At 75.0% G+C, this 16,542-nt stretch carries 12 protein-coding genes; 4 read left to right on the top strand and 8 right to left on the bottom strand.

Translation table 11 applies throughout. The annotated features are described in order from the left end of the window. Positions 1-58: 58 nt before the first annotated feature. Positions 59-703 carry a TetR/AcrR family transcriptional regulator gene (locus tag ACGFK0_RS00995; protein WP_392898181.1) on the top strand — a complete coding sequence of 215 codons (645 nt, stop codon included), beginning with the start codon at positions 59-61 and terminating at the stop codon, positions 701-703. 50 nt (positions 704-753) lie between these two features. On the opposite strand, the gene ACGFK0_RS00990 is transcribed toward ACGFK0_RS00995, so the two are convergent. The 7 genes from ACGFK0_RS00990 to ACGFK0_RS00960 form a co-directional block, all read right to left on the bottom strand. Beyond that, positions 754-1,995: a multidrug effflux MFS transporter gene (locus ACGFK0_RS00990; RefSeq protein WP_392898178.1), complete on the bottom strand. Its 1,242-nt coding sequence runs from the start codon at positions 1,993-1,995 to the stop codon at positions 754-756. A 109-nt stretch (positions 1,996-2,104) separates the two neighbouring features. Then, complete coding sequence (locus ACGFK0_RS00985) at positions 2,105-3,820, bottom strand: hypothetical protein (RefSeq protein WP_392898175.1); 1,716 nt, start codon at positions 3,818-3,820, stop codon at positions 2,105-2,107. A 4-nt stretch (positions 3,821-3,824) separates the two neighbouring features. Next, positions 3,825-6,074 carry a hypothetical protein gene (locus ACGFK0_RS00980; RefSeq protein WP_392898172.1) on the bottom strand — a complete coding sequence of 750 codons (2,250 nt, stop codon included), beginning with the start codon at positions 6,072-6,074 and terminating at the stop codon, positions 3,825-3,827. A 2-nt stretch (positions 6,075-6,076) separates the two neighbouring features. Continuing rightward, positions 6,077-7,330, bottom strand: a complete 1,254-nt coding sequence (locus ACGFK0_RS00975; RefSeq protein WP_392898169.1) for a hypothetical protein — start codon at positions 7,328-7,330, stop codon at positions 6,077-6,079. Continuing rightward, positions 7,330-10,029, bottom strand: coding sequence for a hypothetical protein (locus ACGFK0_RS00970; protein ID WP_392898166.1), 2,700 nt, complete (start codon positions 10,027-10,029; stop codon positions 7,330-7,332). Before ACGFK0_RS00970 ends, ACGFK0_RS00975 begins: the two co-directional genes overlap by 1 nt. Before the next feature lie 15 nt (positions 10,030-10,044). Then, positions 10,045-11,628: an Hsp70 family protein gene (locus ACGFK0_RS00965; RefSeq protein WP_392898161.1), complete on the bottom strand. Its 1,584-nt coding sequence runs from the start codon at positions 11,626-11,628 to the stop codon at positions 10,045-10,047. Positions 11,629-11,635: 7 nt separating this feature from the next. Further along, positions 11,636-12,406 carry a nucleotide exchange factor GrpE gene (locus ACGFK0_RS00960; protein ID WP_392898159.1) on the bottom strand — a complete coding sequence of 257 codons (771 nt, stop codon included), beginning with the start codon at positions 12,404-12,406 and terminating at the stop codon, positions 11,636-11,638. Between the two features lie 195 nt (positions 12,407-12,601). Here ACGFK0_RS00960 and ACGFK0_RS00955 point away from each other — a divergent pair, with 195 nt between their 5' ends. Together ACGFK0_RS00955 and ACGFK0_RS00950 are read left to right on the top strand one after the other, a co-directional pair. Next, a complete protein-coding gene (locus ACGFK0_RS00955) occupies positions 12,602-13,261 on the top strand; it encodes an ACT domain-containing protein (RefSeq protein WP_392898156.1) in 660 nt (219 codons plus the stop codon). A 68-nt stretch (positions 13,262-13,329) separates the two neighbouring features. After that, positions 13,330-14,880 carry an AMP-binding protein gene (locus tag ACGFK0_RS00950; RefSeq protein WP_392898153.1) on the top strand — a complete coding sequence of 517 codons (1,551 nt, stop codon included), beginning with the start codon at positions 13,330-13,332 and terminating at the stop codon, positions 14,878-14,880. Between the two features lies 1 nt (position 14,881). On the opposite strand, the gene ACGFK0_RS00945 is transcribed toward ACGFK0_RS00950, so the two are convergent. Next, complete coding sequence (locus ACGFK0_RS00945; RefSeq protein WP_392898150.1) at positions 14,882-15,799, bottom strand: carbohydrate kinase family protein; 918 nt, start codon at positions 15,797-15,799, stop codon at positions 14,882-14,884. Positions 15,800-15,871: 72 nt separating this feature from the next. Here ACGFK0_RS00945 and ACGFK0_RS00940 point away from each other — a divergent pair, with 72 nt between their 5' ends. Continuing rightward, entirely contained in the window at positions 15,872-16,516 is a 645-nt protein-coding gene (locus ACGFK0_RS00940) for a class II aldolase/adducin family protein (RefSeq protein WP_392898148.1), read from the top strand. Positions 16,517-16,542 lie beyond the last annotated feature (26 nt).

The following is a 16,542-nucleotide window of genomic DNA, read 5'->3' as shown; positions in this document are numbered from 1 at the left end:
AAGCTATGGCGTGGCGCACACGGAGTCAACGCCCAGCTTTCCATGGGAGGTGCCCGACGTGGCGAAGACCGAACCCACGCTCGACCCGGGGCCGCCGGCGCCCGAGTCGGCGGCGCCCGTGCGGGCGAGCGCGGTCGAGCGGAGGATCCTGGACGCGGCGCTCACGCTCTTCGCCGAACGCGGCTTCGACGGGACGTCCGTGCAGGGCATCGTGGAGGCCGCCGAGGTGACCAAAGGCGCCCTCTACCACTACTTCGACTCCAAGGACGATCTCCTCTACGAGATCTACCATTCGCTGATCGCCCGCCAGCTGGCCGACCTCGGCGAGGTGCTGGCGCGCGGGCTGCCGCCGCGCGAGGCCGTCCGCGCCGTGCTGGCCGGGCTGGTCCGGAGCACGGCCGGGCACATCGACGAGGCGAAGGTGTTCTCCCGCGAGATGCACCGCCTCGACAGCGCCCGGATGCGCTCGGTCCGCGCCGACCGCCGCCGCTACCACGTGACGTTCCGCGGTCTCGTCGAGCAGGGGCAGCGGGACGGGGTGTTCAGCGACGCGACGCCCGCCGAGACCGTCACGATCGTCGCGCTCGGCATGGTCAACCAGATGCCGTCCTGGTACCGGGCGGACGGCCCGAAGACGGCCGAGCAGCTCGCCGACGAGGTCGCCGGCTTCGTCCTGGCGGCCCTGGATCAGCGCCGCGTCTGAAGCTGCGGCGCTGTGTTCGCTGTCGATCACACCGCCGGCCGTACGCGGCATCAGTTCTTTGACGCAACCCTCGGAGGGCGGGTGATGGCCGCGGTGGCGGCGGCCGCGAGCACCGCCAGCACGGCGATGGACACCGCCATCGGGACGGCGGTGTCCGGCCCGGCGATCCCCGCCAGGGGCGCGGCGGCCCCGCCCAGCGAGAACTGCGCGACGCCGAGGAGCGCCGACGCGCTGCCCGCCACCCGGGGCGCGCGGCCCGACAGCGCGAGGGCGGTCGTGTTCGGCAGCACGAGCCCCTGCCCGGAGGTGACCAGGAACAGCGCGGGGAGCACCGCGTACAGGCCCGCGCCGGTGAGGACGGCGACGAGCAGGCCCGCCCCGCCCGCGACCACGATGCCGAGCCCGATGCCCAGCAGCCGCCGCAGCGGTACGCGCCCCGCGAGCCGGCCGCCGATCTGCCCGGCGATGACGAGCCCGAGCGCGTTGACGCCGAACGCGATGCTGAACGCCTGCGGCGAAAGACCGTAGATGTCCTGCAGCACGAACGGCGACCCCGAGACGTAGGTGAACATCGCGGCGAACGCCAGGCCGATCGTCAGCGCGTACCCGGCGAACGTCCGGTCGCCCGCCAGCGCCCGGAACGTTCCCAGCGTGGCGCGCAGCCCGCCCGTCGCGCGCCGCACGGGCGGCAGCGTCTCCCGCAGCCAGAGCAGCGAGGCGAAGAACAGCGCCACGCCGACCCCCGCGAGGACGGCGAACAGCCCCGGCCACGGCACGACCCGCAGCAGTTGCCCGCCGAAGACGGGCGCGAGGATCGGCGCCAGCCCGGTCACCAGCATCAGCATCGAGAAGAACCTGGCGGCGGCCACGCCGTCGTAGAGGTCGCGGACGATCGCCCGCGCGATCACGATCCCGGCGGCCCCGGCGAAGCCCTGCACCAGCCGCAGCGCGATGAGCGTCTCCACGGTCGGTGCGGCGGCGCACAGCAGTGACGCGGCGGCGTAGGCGGCGACGCCGATGAGCAGCGGCCGGCGGCGCCCGAACGTGTCGCTGAGCGGCCCCGCCACCGCCTGCCCCGCGGCGAGGCCGGCGACGCACGCGGTCAGCGTGAGCTGCGCCTGCACCGCGCCCGTCGACAGGTCGGAGGTCAGCGCGGGCAGCGCCGGAAGGTACAGGTCGATCGACAGCGGCGCCACGGCCGTCAGCGCCCCGAGCATGACGACCAGCCAGAGCCGCCGGTCCGGCGCACGGCCGTGAGACGTTCCGGCGGCCGGATCGGCCGTCTGCGTCATCGTCGCCTCTCGGTCGGGAAGGGAGCCGCGGGGTAGGGGCTCTGAGAGGGTTCAATCAGGCGACGGTCCGTTATCTTCCATGTCAGGAAGTGGGGTCGGTCACAGTCACTCAGAAGGGGAATCGTTCGGCGGCGGCCACGACCGCGCCGGTCACGGTGGCGACGGTGAGGACCGACAGCCCGGACAGCACCGCCCAGCGCCCCACCTGGTAGCCGACGGGGACGCGGCTCGGGCCGCGGCCGCGCACCGGCCACGGGGCGCGCAGCGGCGCCGTCCCGGGAAGCTCCTGGGCCGCGTCGGCGGCCGGCCCGCCCCCGCCGCCCGCCGGGGCCAGCCCGGTCACCCAGCCGAGCAGGTCCGCGACGTCCGCCGGCTCGGTGGCCAGACCGGACGCGAAGTACCGCACCTGGCCCGCGACCTGGTCGAGGGTCCGGACGGTGTTGCCGAGGCCGACGTCGCCGAGCCATTCGCGCAGCCCGGCCTCGGTGTCCAGGCAGCGGCCGATCTCCGTGCGGGCCAGCAGGTCGGTCTTGGTGACGACGACGGCGACGCGCTTCTGATGTCCCTGGTCGGGACGGGAGCGCAGCTCGTTCAGGACCCGCTGCAACGTGTCGGCGGGGTCCTCCTCCGACGACGCGGCGGACCGGTCGACGAACTCCCGCTCGTCTCCGGTCAGGGATCCGCGCAGCTGGGGGAGGGCGAACGGGTCCACGACGAACAGCAGCGCCTCGCTGTGGTCGAGGTAGCGCAGTGACTCCACCTCCGTGGCGCCCGTGTAGTGCTCGCCCGCAGGGTCGAACAGGTAGAGGATGCGCCGAGCGCGTCCCGGCAGCTCCACGTCCACCATGGTGGCGAGGGGCAGCTCCGGCCCGGTCTTGGCGAGCCGCCCGCCGCGCTGGAACTCGCGGATCGCGCCCGCGTACGCCTGCGCGTGCCGCTGCTCGACGAACGCGAGCCGCCCGTGGACGGCGCGGACGCGCGCGTGCAGGGCGCGGATGCCGAGGACCATGAACGTGGTCTTGCCGGCGGCCGGGCCGCCGACGAACGGCAGCGGCTCCACGCGGACCCGCCCGATCCGCTCGGGCAGCCGCCCGCCGCAATGCGGGCAGTACGCGGCCAGCCGGAACCGTCCGAGCGGCACGGTCGTGGGCAGCCGAGCCCCGCACCGGCACACGTGCCGGAACGCGCCGCCCGACCCCGGGGCGAGATGGGCGTGCCGTGCCCCGCACCCTGGGCATTCGTACTCGGGCAGGCCGATCCGCTCGTAGCAGAAGGGGTGCGGGCACGTCTGCAGGATCCGGCCGTACGTCATGAAGACGCGTTCCACCGCCGCCAGGACGAGCACGCACAGCAGCCACACGGCGAGCCCGATCGCCGCGACCACCCCGTACAGGAAGGTGAGCGCCAGCACGAACACGCCGGCCGGGACGGCGGCGGCCACGATGCCCGCGCACAGCGCCAGCCAGACGGGGAACACGAAGAAGCCCCAGAGCCCGCCGAGCAGCAGCCGGGTCAGGCGGACGATGACGCCCCTGGCCGTCCGGTACACCTGCGGGACGACCGTGCGGCTGATCGTCCACCAGTCCCGCCACACCTGCCCCAGCAGGTAGTGCCGGAACGCGATCTTCGGTTCGGCGACCGGCGAGGGCCCCTCCAGGGTGGACGGCGCGAGCGTCCGGCACGCGTGCAGGTAGTACAGGCCCAGGGCGGCGGCCCCGGCGACGACGAGCGTCGCGGCGAACAGCACGGGGAACACGTACATGAACCCGAGCCACATGGCCGCGCCCCACACGGCGATCAGCAGCAGCACGAGGATGGGATGCACCGGCTCACCTCCCCCCGCGAGAGGGCGGGCCGTCGCCGAGGAGGTCGCGCAGCGAGGCCCGCAACCGCGGGCTGCGCGCCAGGTGGACGTCGAGCTGCTTGGCCGCGAGCCACCGGGTGGCCGCCGCCCGCGCCCATGCCTCCAGGGCGGGTTCGGTGACGCCGCGCTCCCTGAGCCGCAGGACGACCTCGACCAGCTCGTTGCGCTGCCCGACCTCGGCGCCGCGCAGCGGGGCGCGCCCGGCGCGGGCACGTCCCGGCAGCTCGGCGGTCCAGCGCGCGCCGAGCCGGGCGCGGGCGGACGGGGACAGGGCCGCGAGCAGCTCCGCCCGGAACGCCGGCGGCCGCGGGCACAGCCGCCGCGCGGCCCCGACGAACGCCTCGCCCGCGAGTTGCGGGGTGGCGCCGTCCGCGTCCGCGAGGTCGTCCAGTGCCCGCGCCGCGCCGGCCGGCCCGGCGGTGATCGCCTTCCCGTACGCCTGGACGAGGACCGCGTCGCGTCCCGCCCGGCCGCCGGGCATGACCTCGCGGACCCGTTCGGCGAGCCGCAGCGCCGCCGGTTCGGTGAGGCCGTCGCCGCCGGGGAACGCGAGCCGCGTGAACGTCCGGGACGGCAGCCCCGCCAGCGCGGGACGCCGGGCCATCGCGTCGCCGTGCGCGTCCAGCAGGTCGGCGCACTCACCGGCGGACGGCGGCTCCGACCACACCTCGCCCAGCGCGGCGTCGACCTCGCCGCCGGTTTCGCCGTCGAGCCGCAGCAGCTCGCCGGTGACCGGGATCCGGTGTCCCGGACGGCGGCGCCCGACGGACGCCAGCACCGCGCACGCGATCACCGGCACGGCGCGCAGCCGGCCGGCGTGCGCGTAGAGCAGATCGCAGTTCCCGGGCGTGAGCACCGCCGCCCGCTCCCGCTCGCGGGCCCCGGCGAGCCCGGCGACGACCCCGTCCAGCAGGGCGTCGCGCGACCCGCCGGGGCATCCGGCGAGGGCCGCGCCGAGATCACCGCCGCCGCGCCGTGCGCACCGCGCCGCCGCCGCGGACACCTCCGCGGGGTCGACCGGCACGCCCGCCCGCCCGGCGACCCCCGCGGCCGCCGCGACATCGGCCAGCGCGGACGCCCCGGCCAGCGCGTCCGACACCCCCTCGGTGACGCGGAGCGAGCACTGCCGGGCGACCTCCGCCGCGCCCGCCGCCCGCGCCCGCTCATGCAGGGCGAGCGCCAGATCCAGGCCCATGGACGGGACGCCCGGGACGAGGTCGCGCCACACCCATTCGGGGATCCCGGGCCCGCGCCGCGACAGCAGCTCCGCGGCCGCGCCCTCCTCCGCCGCCGTGACGGTCGCGTCGCCCCGGCAGAGCGCCAGCAGCGCGGCGGCGGCCTCCTGCGCGGGATCGTTCAGCGGCGCCAGCTCGCCGAGGGCGTCGAGCCCGGCGAGGTCGGGGCCGCGCCAGCAGCCGGCGACGGTCCGCGCGAACCGGCTCGCGTCCCCGTCCCGGACGCCCTTGCGGAGGTCGAACGCGGAGGCGTGCGAGGCGTGGTGCTGCGCGGAGGCCCAGATCGCGGGGGTCGTGCCGACGAGGCGCTGCGCCGCGCCGTCCGGGTCGGCGGTGTAGGTGACGAACGACAGCCGGGCCGCCGCCGCGACCGGCAGCGAGTACGACACGACCGCGATCCAGCGGGCGACCAGCTCGACGTCGTCGGCGACGAGCACGACCCGTCCATGACCCCGGCCGAGGACGCCGGCGACGGCGTCCACGAGACGGCCGAGCAGCGCGTACGGGTCGCCGGGGCCCGAGGCGGACAGCCACGCGGCGAGCGCCTCGGGATCGAGCGCCGCGCCGGGGACCAGTTCGTCCAGGGACTCCAGAACCGGCGTCTCCGGCTCCGGGCGGTGCGTCCAGTGCGGCGCGTGCCAGAGTTCGGCGGGCCGCACGCCCTCCAGCTCGTCCGGCTCGGCCACCACCGCGTGCGCGAAGAAGTTGCCGTAGCGGCCCGAGTAGTCGCGGCCGAGGTAGCTGCAGCGCAGCAGCAGCGGACGGCCGTCCACCCGGTCGTACAGCAGCGACACGGGGAACAGGCCCAGCTCGGAGTCGTCGGGCGACGGCGGCGCGTCGGGCGGCGGACGGTACGACAGGTACGGCGTCACGCCCGCCCGGACCCCGTCGGGCAGCCCGGGCGTCTCCGCGACGAACTGGAAACCCGCCCGGCCGGTGGGGCCGCGCCGCGCGGAGGTGTAGTGCAGCTGCCAGGCCACGGCTACGACCCTCCGGGACGCACGCCGTCGAGCATCCCGAACCGGTACAGCAGCCACAGCAGCGGATCTTCGGCCCGGTACGGCCGGACACCGCCCGCGCCGACGCGTTCCCCGTCCGGGACGGCGCCGAGCGCCGACAGGCCGAACAGCCCGTGCTCGGCGTACTGCTGCCCGAGATAGGTGTCGAGCTGGCCCGCCTGCCACTCGTGCAGGAGCGCCCGGACCTGCTCGTTCACCGCGTCCCTGTCGTCCAGGTCGAGAACGCCCCGGCCGGACCGGGACCGGTGCAGCGCCGACTGCTCCAGCGGACCCGGCCGCAGAACGTCGATCTTGGTGAGCGCGACCGCGACGGGGACGGGCAGCGGCACGCCGGGCCGGGTGCCGTGCCGCTGCCGGAGCGTGTCGGTGACGCGGGCGATGATGTTCAGCGGCTCGCTGCCCGGGTCCTCACCGGCCGTGCGCGGCCCCGGGACGGCGTCGCGCACGCCGGTCCGGGCACCGGGCAGCTCCAGCGGATCGACCAGGAAGATGACCGCGTCGGCCGCCTCCAGATACCGCAGGTGCAGGTCGGTGACCTCGCGGCTGCGCAGGTCCTCGCCCGCGGTGTCGAACAGCACCAGCGCGAGCGAGTCGTTGCGGGGACGCGAGAAACGCCCCCGCCGCGTCCGGGTGAGCAGGTACACCAGCGGCTCGCGGGGGCCGGTCGCGGCGCTGGCCGTCGTCGGCAGCAGCCGCCGCTCCTCGAGCAGCGGGCGCGCGAAGTCGCGCTTGTACCGCTCGATCGTGCGGTCGTCGCACGCCACCAGCGACGCGTCCAGCTCCGTCCCGACGCGGTTCATCAGCTCGTGCAGCAGGACGGCGATGTAGGTGCTCTTGCCCGCGTTCTTCGCCCCGACGAGCGCGACGATCCGGCCGGGGGAGTCGCAGTACGCGGACGGGAGCGGGTTGTGGCACTCCGGGCAGGCCCGGCTGCCGGTCGGGAGCCCGCAGTCCGGGCAGTCCGCGCGGCCCCCGCGCCCGGACGCGGAGAACACCGGCGGCAGCGACGCGCCCGCCGTCGACCCCGTGTACGCGGCGAGTTCCTCGTCGAGGACGGGCGCGCAGCCCCGCCGCCGCCCGGCCTGCCCGCGGCACCGGAACAGGATCCGCTGCGGCGCGACGGACGCGAAGCAGTACGGGCAGGTGACGCCCTGCTTGGACGTGCGCTGCCGGGACGGCACACCGGGGATCCCGGTCCGGGCGAGCGGCCTCGCCATCACTGGACCCGGAGCCGGCGGACGGGCGGGTCGCTCAGCTCGACGGCGGCGTCGTCGGCGAAGCAGCGCAGCCAGTACGGCCCGGAGACGTGCGGCGCCGCCAGGGACAGCTCACCCGGCACGGGCACCTGCTCCCACCTGCCGAGCGTCTCCCCGTCGGCGGGGCGGTGCGGCATGACGCGCCCGGCCCGCAGCACCAGCGACAGCCGTGCCACCCGCAGCGGGCGGGACGAGGTGAACCGGACCGTCAGCGACCGCCGCCACGGCGGACCCGACCGCAGCACGTCGTAGCGGACGATCGTGCGGGCCGCGACCTCGGCGGTCACCGGCGGGCCGGTCACCCGGGCGCCGCCCACGGTCCCTGCCGCCGCGACCGACAGCTCGACGGGCTCGTCCTCGGGGACGGGCAGCCGGATCCCGCCCTGCGTGTCATAGGCGGCGCGGGTCACGACCTCGCCTGCGGGCGGCTCGGCGAGGTGCGGCGGCCCGGCGCCGATCCGGTACACGAGGTCGACCTCCGCGACGTCCGCCGGCCAGTCGAACCCGACGTGCACGTAGTCGCCGCGCCGCTCGGCGACCAGCCGCCGCGGCGGCGGCAGGTTCACGTGCCGGTGGTACGCGCCGATCGCGGCGGTGCCCTCCGCGACGGTCACCGCGAGCAGCCATCCGCTGGAGCCGGGCCGTGCCGCGAGCCCGCCGGGGACCGGTGTGCACGCCAGCCGCCGCGTCTCGCGCCGGACCTCCTCCAGCGGGACGAGCGCGCTGCGCGGCCACGGCGGCGGCCCCTCCGACAGCACCAGCTCGACCGTCCCGCTGCCGGGCGCGTCGAACCGGGCCCGGACGAGCCCCGGGTCGGACGCGTCGGTCTCGGCGGACAGCGCGTACACCGGCTCGGGCGGCGCGCTCGGCGTGACCGACGCCCGCACCCCGCCCGTCACGACCTCCCGGCCGGACGCGTCGAGGTACACCGCACAGATCCGGTAGTGGTGCGTCCGCCCGTTCGGGACCTGTTCGCGGAACCCGTCGCGGCCCGCCGGAACGGCCTGCCCGTCGCGGACGACGACGACCCGCGCCGCCTCCGCCGGGCAGCGCCACCGCCCCGTCACCTGGCCGTCCCCGGCCAGCAGTTCCACCTCACCGGGATCGGGCCGCACCAGCAGCGGCCCCGCCACGGCGGGCGCGGAGGCCGCCTCCCCGCGCACCGCGACCACGCCGTAGTACACCGGGACGTTCACGGGCGGCCGCTCGTCGAGCGCCCCGCCGAGGGGCGTGCCGTCCCTGACATCACGCGGAGCCCGCCCCACCTGCCGCACGATCTGGTAGACGATCTCCCCGCCCGGGGACGGCGAGCCGTCCCACGACAGCCGCACCGACGCCCCGCCGCGGCGTCCGCCATCGGCGGGCCCGGCGCAGGCCGGGGCGATGTCCACGTCCGCGCGCAGCGAAGTGACGGGGCGCGGCGGGAGGCGGCGCTGGTGGGCGGCGGCGCCGGGGAGGTCGCGGACGAGGCGGAGCGCGTCGGCAAGGAGCCGGTGGGCGCGGTCGGGGTCGGGGTCGGCGGCGGCGGTCTCGCGGAGGCGCAGCGCGGTGTCGAGGCGGTGCCGGGCCTCGGCGGCGAGGACCTCCTCCTCCGGCGGCTCCGCGTCCCCGGAAGCCCGGGGGGCGACGGAGGACGGCGGGACGCCGGCGGCGTCCGCCAGTTCCGCCGCCGCGAACACCTCGCCCGCGTCCAGCAGCGCGCGCAGCCGCCCCGCGAGGCCGCCGCCCGGCCCGGTCTCCCGGACGACGGCGAACACCATGCGGCGGGCGTCGCCCTGGTCGATGCCGAGGTCCTCCGCGGCGTACCGCAGCAGCGCCCGCTCCGACGCCCGCTGCCGCAGCCGCTCGCGGAGCCTTTCCACCACGTCGTAGAGCACCAGCTCGGACAGGTCCGCCCCCGACCGCAGCGCGGCGAGGATCGTGTCGGCGTGCGTGGTGCTGGTGTCGCGGCTGCGGCGCGCCCACTCCGCGCCCGCCGCCGCGACCGCGTCCTTGTCGAGCGGCAGGTCCCCGCCCGGCGCGGCGAACCCGCCCAGCAGCCGGACCGGCCCGGTCAGCCGCGCCCCGAACAGGAAGTCGGCCAGGTGCCGCTTGCCGAGGACGTCCAGCGACTCCTGGACCTTCCGGTACGCCGGATAGGGCGCGGCGGACGGCAGCGGGTCCGGTTCGCGGATCTCGATGCCGTCGCCGGCGGCGAGGCTCTCCAGCTCGGCGCGGGACACGCCGGCGGTGCGGGCGATGCCCTCGACCTCGGCGGGCGCCGCCATCTTCAGCGTCCCGGCCGCGTCGGCGAGCCGGGCGCGCGCCTGGGCGCGGCGCCGCTCGCCGCGTTCCCGCCCGCCGCGCAGCCGCGCGTCCAGCGGCCGCAGGTCACCGCGTTCGGCGGCGGTGAACAGCGGCGTCAGCTCCCGGTGCTCGGCCTCCAGCCGGTCGATGAGCTTGCGGTACTTCAGCTGCCCGCGGGCCCGCCGCCAGCACTGCCGGACCTCCTTGACCCGCGCCGCGACCTCCGGCCCGGTGAGACCGTCGAGCGGAGCCCGTCCGCCGAACGGCGGTGGATCGGCCAGCGCGTACCGGACGCGCAGGTCCTCGGGGGGGTGATCGCCCGCCGCCCGCGCGGGCTCCAGCACCTCCCGCCGGTAGTCGTCGTCGAACGCCACGGGCCCCTCCGGCCGCTAGCTGACCTGGACCCGGGAGAGGGCCTTCCGGGAGCGTTCGACCTCCTCCTCCGACATTCCGCCGACGTCCACCTTCAGCTCCAGCCGCTCGCCGGTCTCCTTCTCCACGGCCGTGACGTTCAGCAGGCCGGACGAGTCGAGCGCGAACGTGACGCCGATCGGCCAGCCCGCCTTCTTGCCCGGCGGGACGCGGATCTCCCCGGTCGCGATCTCGGTGTTGTCGATCAGGTCGGTGGACTCCACGACCCCGGCCTGCTCCATCACCCGGACGTCCGCGGACGTCTGGTCGTCGTAGACGGTGAAGAAGTCCTCGGTCTTCGAGGCGGGCAGCTCGTCGTTGGCGTGCACGAGATGCGCGACGTTCTCGGCGCCCGTCTCCCGGTCGACCACCACGATCCCGAACGCGTGCGAGGCGACCGTCTTGATCTGCCGCCCGGCGATCTGCTTCTGCTGCTCGGCCGACAGCCCCGCGCGGCTCGCCATCTCCTCGGCGCGCTCGGCGGCGCCCTCCCGGACGAGCCGCCGGTAGGTCTCCTCGAACGCGTACAGCGCCGCGCCCTTGGCGACCGCGAGGTCGGGGTCCTGCAGCCGGGGCGTGAGGCCCAGCTCGGTCTCCAGCCGCGCCGCGACGACCGGCATCTTCGTGGACCCCCCGACGAGGACGAGGTCGTCGTAGTCGTCGACGTCCTTGTCGGCGGCGGTCGCGAGGGTCCGGCCGGTGATCTCGACGGTCCGGTCGAGGAGGTCCTTGGTCAGCTCCTCCAGCTTCTCCCGCGACACCTCGACCGACGCGACCCGCCCGGCGTGCATCACGCGGACGGTGTGGGCGGTGCGGGTGGTGAGGGCCTTCTTGGCGTCCTCGGCGTCGCGGCGGAGCTGCTGCTCGGTCTGCTTGTCGTCGAGCGGGTCGCCGGCGTCCGGGTGCTCGGCGCGGAACCGCTCGGCCAGGTGCTCGACGAGCCGCGCGTCCCAGTCGGCGCCGCCGAGCTCGTGGTCGCCGTCGGTGCACACCACCTCGATGTGCCCGCCGCGCAGCGAGATGACGGTGGTGTCGAACGTCCCGCCGCCGAGGTCGTACACGAGGATCGTCCTGTCCTGTTCGGGGTTCAGGACGCCGTAGGTGATCGCGGCGGCGATCGGCTCGGACACGATGTCGATGACGTTCAGCCCGGCGATCCGCCCCGCCTTGCGGGTCGCGTCGCGCTCGGCCGCGCCGAAGTAGGCGGGGACGGTGATGACCACGTCGCGGGCCTCCTCGCCCGTCGTGGTGCGCGCGTCCGTCGCGAGCTTCAGCAGGATGAACGCCGACAGCTCCTCGGGGGTGAAGTCGATTCCGTGGATGGGACGCGCCACCTCCCGGCCCATGTCCCGTTTGATCAGGCTGACGACGTTGTCGGGCTCCAGGACCGCGGTGTCCTTCGCGGTGGCGCCGACGACGACGTTCTCGCCGCTCTCGAAGTAGACGACGGACGGGGTGGTGTCGGTGCCCTCCAGGTTGCGCAGGACCGCCGGCCGCCCGACATCGTCGATGGAGGCAATGCAGGAGTACGTGGTTCCGAGGTCGATCCCGTAGACAGCCATGTCCCTCTCACCTATCGGTACCGAGTCCGCTGTTCATCGTCTCGCCGCGCCCGGTCCCGCGCAGGCGATTTGAGCCGGCCCTGACCGAGTGACCGGCCCCGTTCGATCCGGTCTCGGGGGCTTCGTCCGCCTTGTCGCCCACCTGGTCGTCCGCCTCGTCGTGCCCGCCGGCGCCGCCGCCCGCGGCGCCGGCGCGGTGCCGCCCGACGCTGACGGCCGCCTTGCGCAGTACCTTCCCGCTCTGCTCGAACCCGTCGGACTGGACGGTCGTCACGGTGCCGTCCCGCATCGGGTCGTCGACGGGCGTGACCGCGACCGGCCGGTGCCGGGACGCGTCGTAGGGCGCGCCCGCCTCGGCCGTGAACCTCTCCACGCCGAGCCGCGCCAGCGCGTCGGCGACGTCGTCGGCCATCGCCCCCAGCAGCAGCGCCGTCCCCTCTGGATCCGGCGGTTCGGTCATGTCCGGCGCGGAGAGCCGGCACGACTCGCGGCGGGCCTGGTCGTGCAGCCGGTACAGCGCGGCCCGGACCGGCTCCAGCATCGCCTGCAGCTCCCCGCGCCGCAGCCGCTGGTTCTCCTCGTGCAGCCGGTCGATGACGGCCTCGCGGTGCGCGGCGCGCTCGTGCTCGCGGTCGAGCCGCGCGGCCAGCCCGGCGAGAGCGTCCCTGACGTCGGCGCGGAACGCCTCGTCGCCGGACGCCGCGTCGTCCCCGGCGGGCACCGGGTCCGGCTCGGCTCCGGAGTCCTCGTTGACTGGGGGGTCCCCGTCCCTCGACACGTGGAGTTACCTTAATGCTGGGCGACGTGAGGCGATAGGCCTGCTGATGACCTTCACTGGACTCTAGTTTGACCTGTACCCGCCATTCCAGCACCGGCAACGACGGCGTTTTCTCGCGTCGACACCTGTGGGTAACACCAGGGAAACGGCCTCCGGCGAAAGTGGGGGCATCACACGGGGGAACTGGAGGTGGCGATGTTGCTGCGGATACGCATCCGGCTGCCCGACCGTCCCGGATCGCTGGGGCGGGTGGCCCGCACGCTGGGCGCCGCCGGCGCCGACGTCGTCCAGATGGCGGTGCTGGAGCGCGGCAACGGCCGGGCGATGGACGACTTCACGGTCGCGTGGCCCGCCGGGGCGGGCGTGGAGCGGCTGGTCGAGGGGCTGGGCTCGGTGCCCGGCGTGGACGTCGCCGGGGTGTGGCCAACGGCCGAGCCGCAGGGCCTCTGCCCGGACGCCGCCGTGATCGGGCAGGTCGCGGCCGACCCCGGGCGCGGCGCCGAGATCCTCGCGGACGCCGTCCCGGCCGTCCTGAGCGCCGACTGGGCGGGGCTCGCCGAGCCGGCGGGCGGCGACGCGGGCGACACGGGCGACGCGGTGCTCGTGCACGTCAGCGCCGGCGGCATGTCCGGCGCCGCCCTGCACGGGCTCCTGCCGCTCCGCCCGCGCGCGTTCACGGCGCCGGACGGCACGCACCACGCGATGTGCCCGCTGCTCAAAGGCCGTATCGTGCTGGTCGCCGCCCGGACGGGGGCGCCGCCGTTCCACCGGACGGAGGTGTCGCGCCTGGAGCAGCTCGCGGGCGCGGCGGACATCGTCCTGGCCGGTGACCGCGCCGGACGGTCCGTCGTCTGACCTGGCCTTCCGGGGCACCCGGTCCTAGAGTCGCAGTCCAGACCCTGCCGTGTTCCCGGAGGTGGCCGATGGCCGTACTGCTGCGCCCTCACGTCGATGCGAGGCCAGACGAACCCGCGCTGACCGACGAACGCGGCAGCACGTCCTGGCGGGAGCTGGACGCCAGGACCGACCGGCTGGCGAGCGCGCTGCGCGGCCTGGGCCTGGCGACCGGCGACGCGATCGCCATCCACTCCGGCAACCGGCGCGAGTACTTCGAGCTGATGTGCGCCGCGGGCCACATCGGGCTCCGCCATGTCATGGTCAACTGGCACTGGACGGCCGACGAGCTGCGCTACGTCCTGGAGGACGCGGGCGCGCGGGCGCTGTTCTCCGAGGACGTCTTCGGCGACATCGCACGCGAGGCGTCCGAGGGGCTCGGCCTGGACGCCCGCGTCGCGTTCGGCGACGGGATCGCGGGCTTCACCCCGTACGAGGAGTTCCTCGCGGGCGGCGCGCAGGAGGAGATCGCCGACCCGGTGATGGGGTTCCCGATGTTCTACACCTCGGGCACCACCGGGCGGCCGAAGGGCGTGCGACGCAAGCAGCTCGGCGCGGGCGCCCCGATCGAGACGGCCACGCTCCTGGGGGACGTGTTCGCCGACGTCCTGCAGATCCCCGCGAACGGGCGGTCGCTGCTCGTCGGGCCCGTCTACCACTCGGCGCAGTGGCTGTGGTCCTACGTGTTCATGCTCGTGGGGCGGCCGGTGGTGATGCGGCGCGCCTTCGACCCGGCCGAGACGCTCCGGCTGATCGACGACCACGCCATCACGAACGTTCACCTGGTGCCGACGCAGTTCGTCCGGCTGCTGCGGCTGGACGAGGAGACCCGCGCGTCGTTCGCCGGCCACAGCCTCTCGGTCGTGTGGCACGGCGCCGCGCCCTGCTCGCCGGATGTCAAGCGGCAGATGATCGACTGGTTCGGCCCGATCGTCCACGAGTACTACGGCTCCACGGAGGCGGCGGTGAACAGCGTCATCACCGCGCCGGAGTGGCTGGACAAGCCCGGCAGCGTCGGCCGTCCGCTGCCGACGACGGAGGTCCACATCCTGCGCGAGGACGGCGAGCCCGCCGCGCCGGGGGAACCCGGCCAGATCTTCTTCCGCTACACCAGCGGCGACGACGTCGAGTACTGGGGCGACGAGGACAAGACCCGCTCGATGCACCGCGGGGACCGCCTGTTCACCACCGGCGACGTCGGCTACCTCGACGACGACGGCTACCTGTTCCTGTCCGACCGCGTCATCGACATGATCATCAGTGGCGGGGTGAACATCTATCCGGCGGAGATCGAGGGCGTCCTGATCACCCATCCGTCCGTCCGGGACGTCGCCGTGTTCGGCGTGCCGGACGAGGAGTTCGGCGAGCAGGTGAAGGCCGCCGTCGAACTCGCCGACGGCGCCGAGCCGTCCGGCGCCCTCGCGGACGAGCTGATCGAGCACGTCCGCACCGCGCTCGCCGGTTACAAGGCGCCGCGTTCGGTCGACTTCGTCGACGCGATGCCGAGGACGCCGACCGGCAAGCTCTACAAGCGCCTTCTGCGCGACCCGTACTGGGAGGGCCAGGCGCAGAAGATCTGACTCATCTCAGCAGTGCGAGGACCGCGTCCAGGTCGGTGAGGCATGCGTCGGAGCCGAGCCCCTGGGCGACGGTCGCCGCCGCGGCCGTGCCCCAGCGCGCCGACTCCAGGACGTCGCGTCCCCGCACGAGCCCGGTGATGAACCCGGCGCAGTAGGCGTCGCCGCAGCCGGTGGTGTCGGCGACCTCGACGGGCAGGGCGGGCAGCCGGTGCACGCCGTCGGCGGTGGCGACGAGGCTGCCGTCCCCGCCGAGGGTGATGATCACCGTCTCCGGCCCCCGGGACAGCAGCGCCTTGGCGGCCTTCTCCGGGTCGTTCTCGCCGGTCATCGCCGCGGCCTGCTCCTCGTTGGGGAGGAAGTGGTCGACGTACGGCAGGAACGCGCCGGCGCCGGCGAGGAGGTCGGGCATGTTGGACAGCGGGTCCATCGTCACCACGGTGCCGGTCTCCCGCGCGGCGGCGAGCGTCTCGAAGAACGCGGGATCGTTGAGGCCGAAGGTGACGTCCGGCCCGCCGAGGTGCACGATGCTCGCCGCGGCGAGCAGGCCGGGGCCGACCGCGCCGGCGGTGAGGGTCAGGTTGGCGCCCGGGACGTGGAAGCTCGGCCGCCCGCCGTCCGGCCGGATCGGCAGGATCGACGCGCTCGTCTGGTCGGCGGTGCGCCGGACGAGCCCGCGCACGTCCACGCCGTTCCGCGTCATGATCGTCATCAGCAGGTCGCCGAGGTCGTCGTCCCCGATCGCGCCGACCGAGACGACGTCGTTGCCGAGCCTGGCGAGGGCGACCGCGGTCCCGGCGGCCGCGCCCGCGGCGGTCACCCTGATCTCGTCCACGACGACGGTGTCCTGCCCGCCGGGGATGCCTTCGACGGGCCGCGCGAGCACGTCCAGGATGTGCGCACCCAGTGTTACAACCGCCATGACCACACCCCTTGAAGATCGTCAGGGTCGTAGCGTACGGGGTACGGACCCGAAAAGGTGAGAGGTATTCGCATGTTGCTGAGGGACGAGCGGGACCAACTGTGCGCGGCCGGCCGCCGCCTCGCCGAGACCGGCCTGGTCACCGGCGCGTCCGGGAACATCAGCGTCCGGTCGGGCGATCTGGTCGCGGTCACTCCGGGCGGGATGATGCTCGACCGGATGGAGCCCGCCGACTGCCCGGTCGTGAACATGTCGGCCCGGCTGGTCGAGGGGGAGCGGGCGCCGTCGTCCGAGACCCCCATGCACCTGGCCCTGTACGAGGCGACCCCGGCCGCGGCCATCGTCCACACCCACTCCACCTACGGCGCCGTCGTGGCGACGACCATGCCGGAGCTGCCGCCGATCCACTACAACACCCTCCTGCTGGGCGGCGTGGTCAAGGTCGCCGAGTACGCCACCTACGGGACGCCCGAACTCGCGGACAACGTCCGGACCGCCATGGCCGGAGGGAAGCGCGCCGCGCTGATGGCCAACCACGGCGGCGTCACGATCGGCCGCGACCTGGACGAGGCGTTCGAGAACGCGCGCCTCCTGGAGTGGCTCTGCGGCGTCTACGTGCGGGCCAGGATGATCGGCGAGCCGCGCGTCCTGACGGACGGGGAACTGGCGGCGGTCGTCGAGCGCGGCCTCACGCCCCCCGAGTTCCCCCGCGTGTAACCTAACGCTTGCTAGGTCACCGCGTG

Origin of the sequence: Spirillospora sp. NPDC048823, from assembly GCF_043198445.1 — a bacterium.
In the GTDB taxonomy this organism is placed as follows: Bacteria; Actinomycetota; Actinomycetes; order Streptosporangiales; family Streptosporangiaceae; genus Spirillospora.
This window is presented reverse-complemented; position numbering and strand designations above follow the sequence as displayed.

Excerpts from the sequence above, each read along its gene's own strand:
- ACGFK0_RS00990 (WP_392898178.1), bottom strand. The coding sequence starts at position 1,995 with ATGACGCAGACGGCCGATCCGGCCGCCGGAACGTCTCACGGCCGTGCG.
- ACGFK0_RS00975 (WP_392898169.1), bottom strand. The coding sequence starts at position 7,330 with ATGGCGAGGCCGCTCGCCCGGACCGGGATCCCCGGTGTGCCGTCCCGG.
- ACGFK0_RS00965 (WP_392898161.1), bottom strand. The coding sequence starts at position 11,628 with ATGGCTGTCTACGGGATCGACCTCGGAACCACGTACTCCTGCATTGCC.
- ACGFK0_RS00955 (WP_392898156.1), top strand. The coding sequence starts at position 12,602 with ATGTTGCTGCGGATACGCATCCGGCTGCCCGACCGTCCCGGATCGCTG.
- ACGFK0_RS00950 (WP_392898153.1), top strand. The coding sequence starts at position 13,330 with ATGGCCGTACTGCTGCGCCCTCACGTCGATGCGAGGCCAGACGAACCC.
- ACGFK0_RS00945 (WP_392898150.1), bottom strand. The coding sequence starts at position 15,799 with ATGGCGGTTGTAACACTGGGTGCGCACATCCTGGACGTGCTCGCGCGG.
- ACGFK0_RS00940 (WP_392898148.1), top strand. The coding sequence starts at position 15,872 with ATGTTGCTGAGGGACGAGCGGGACCAACTGTGCGCGGCCGGCCGCCGC.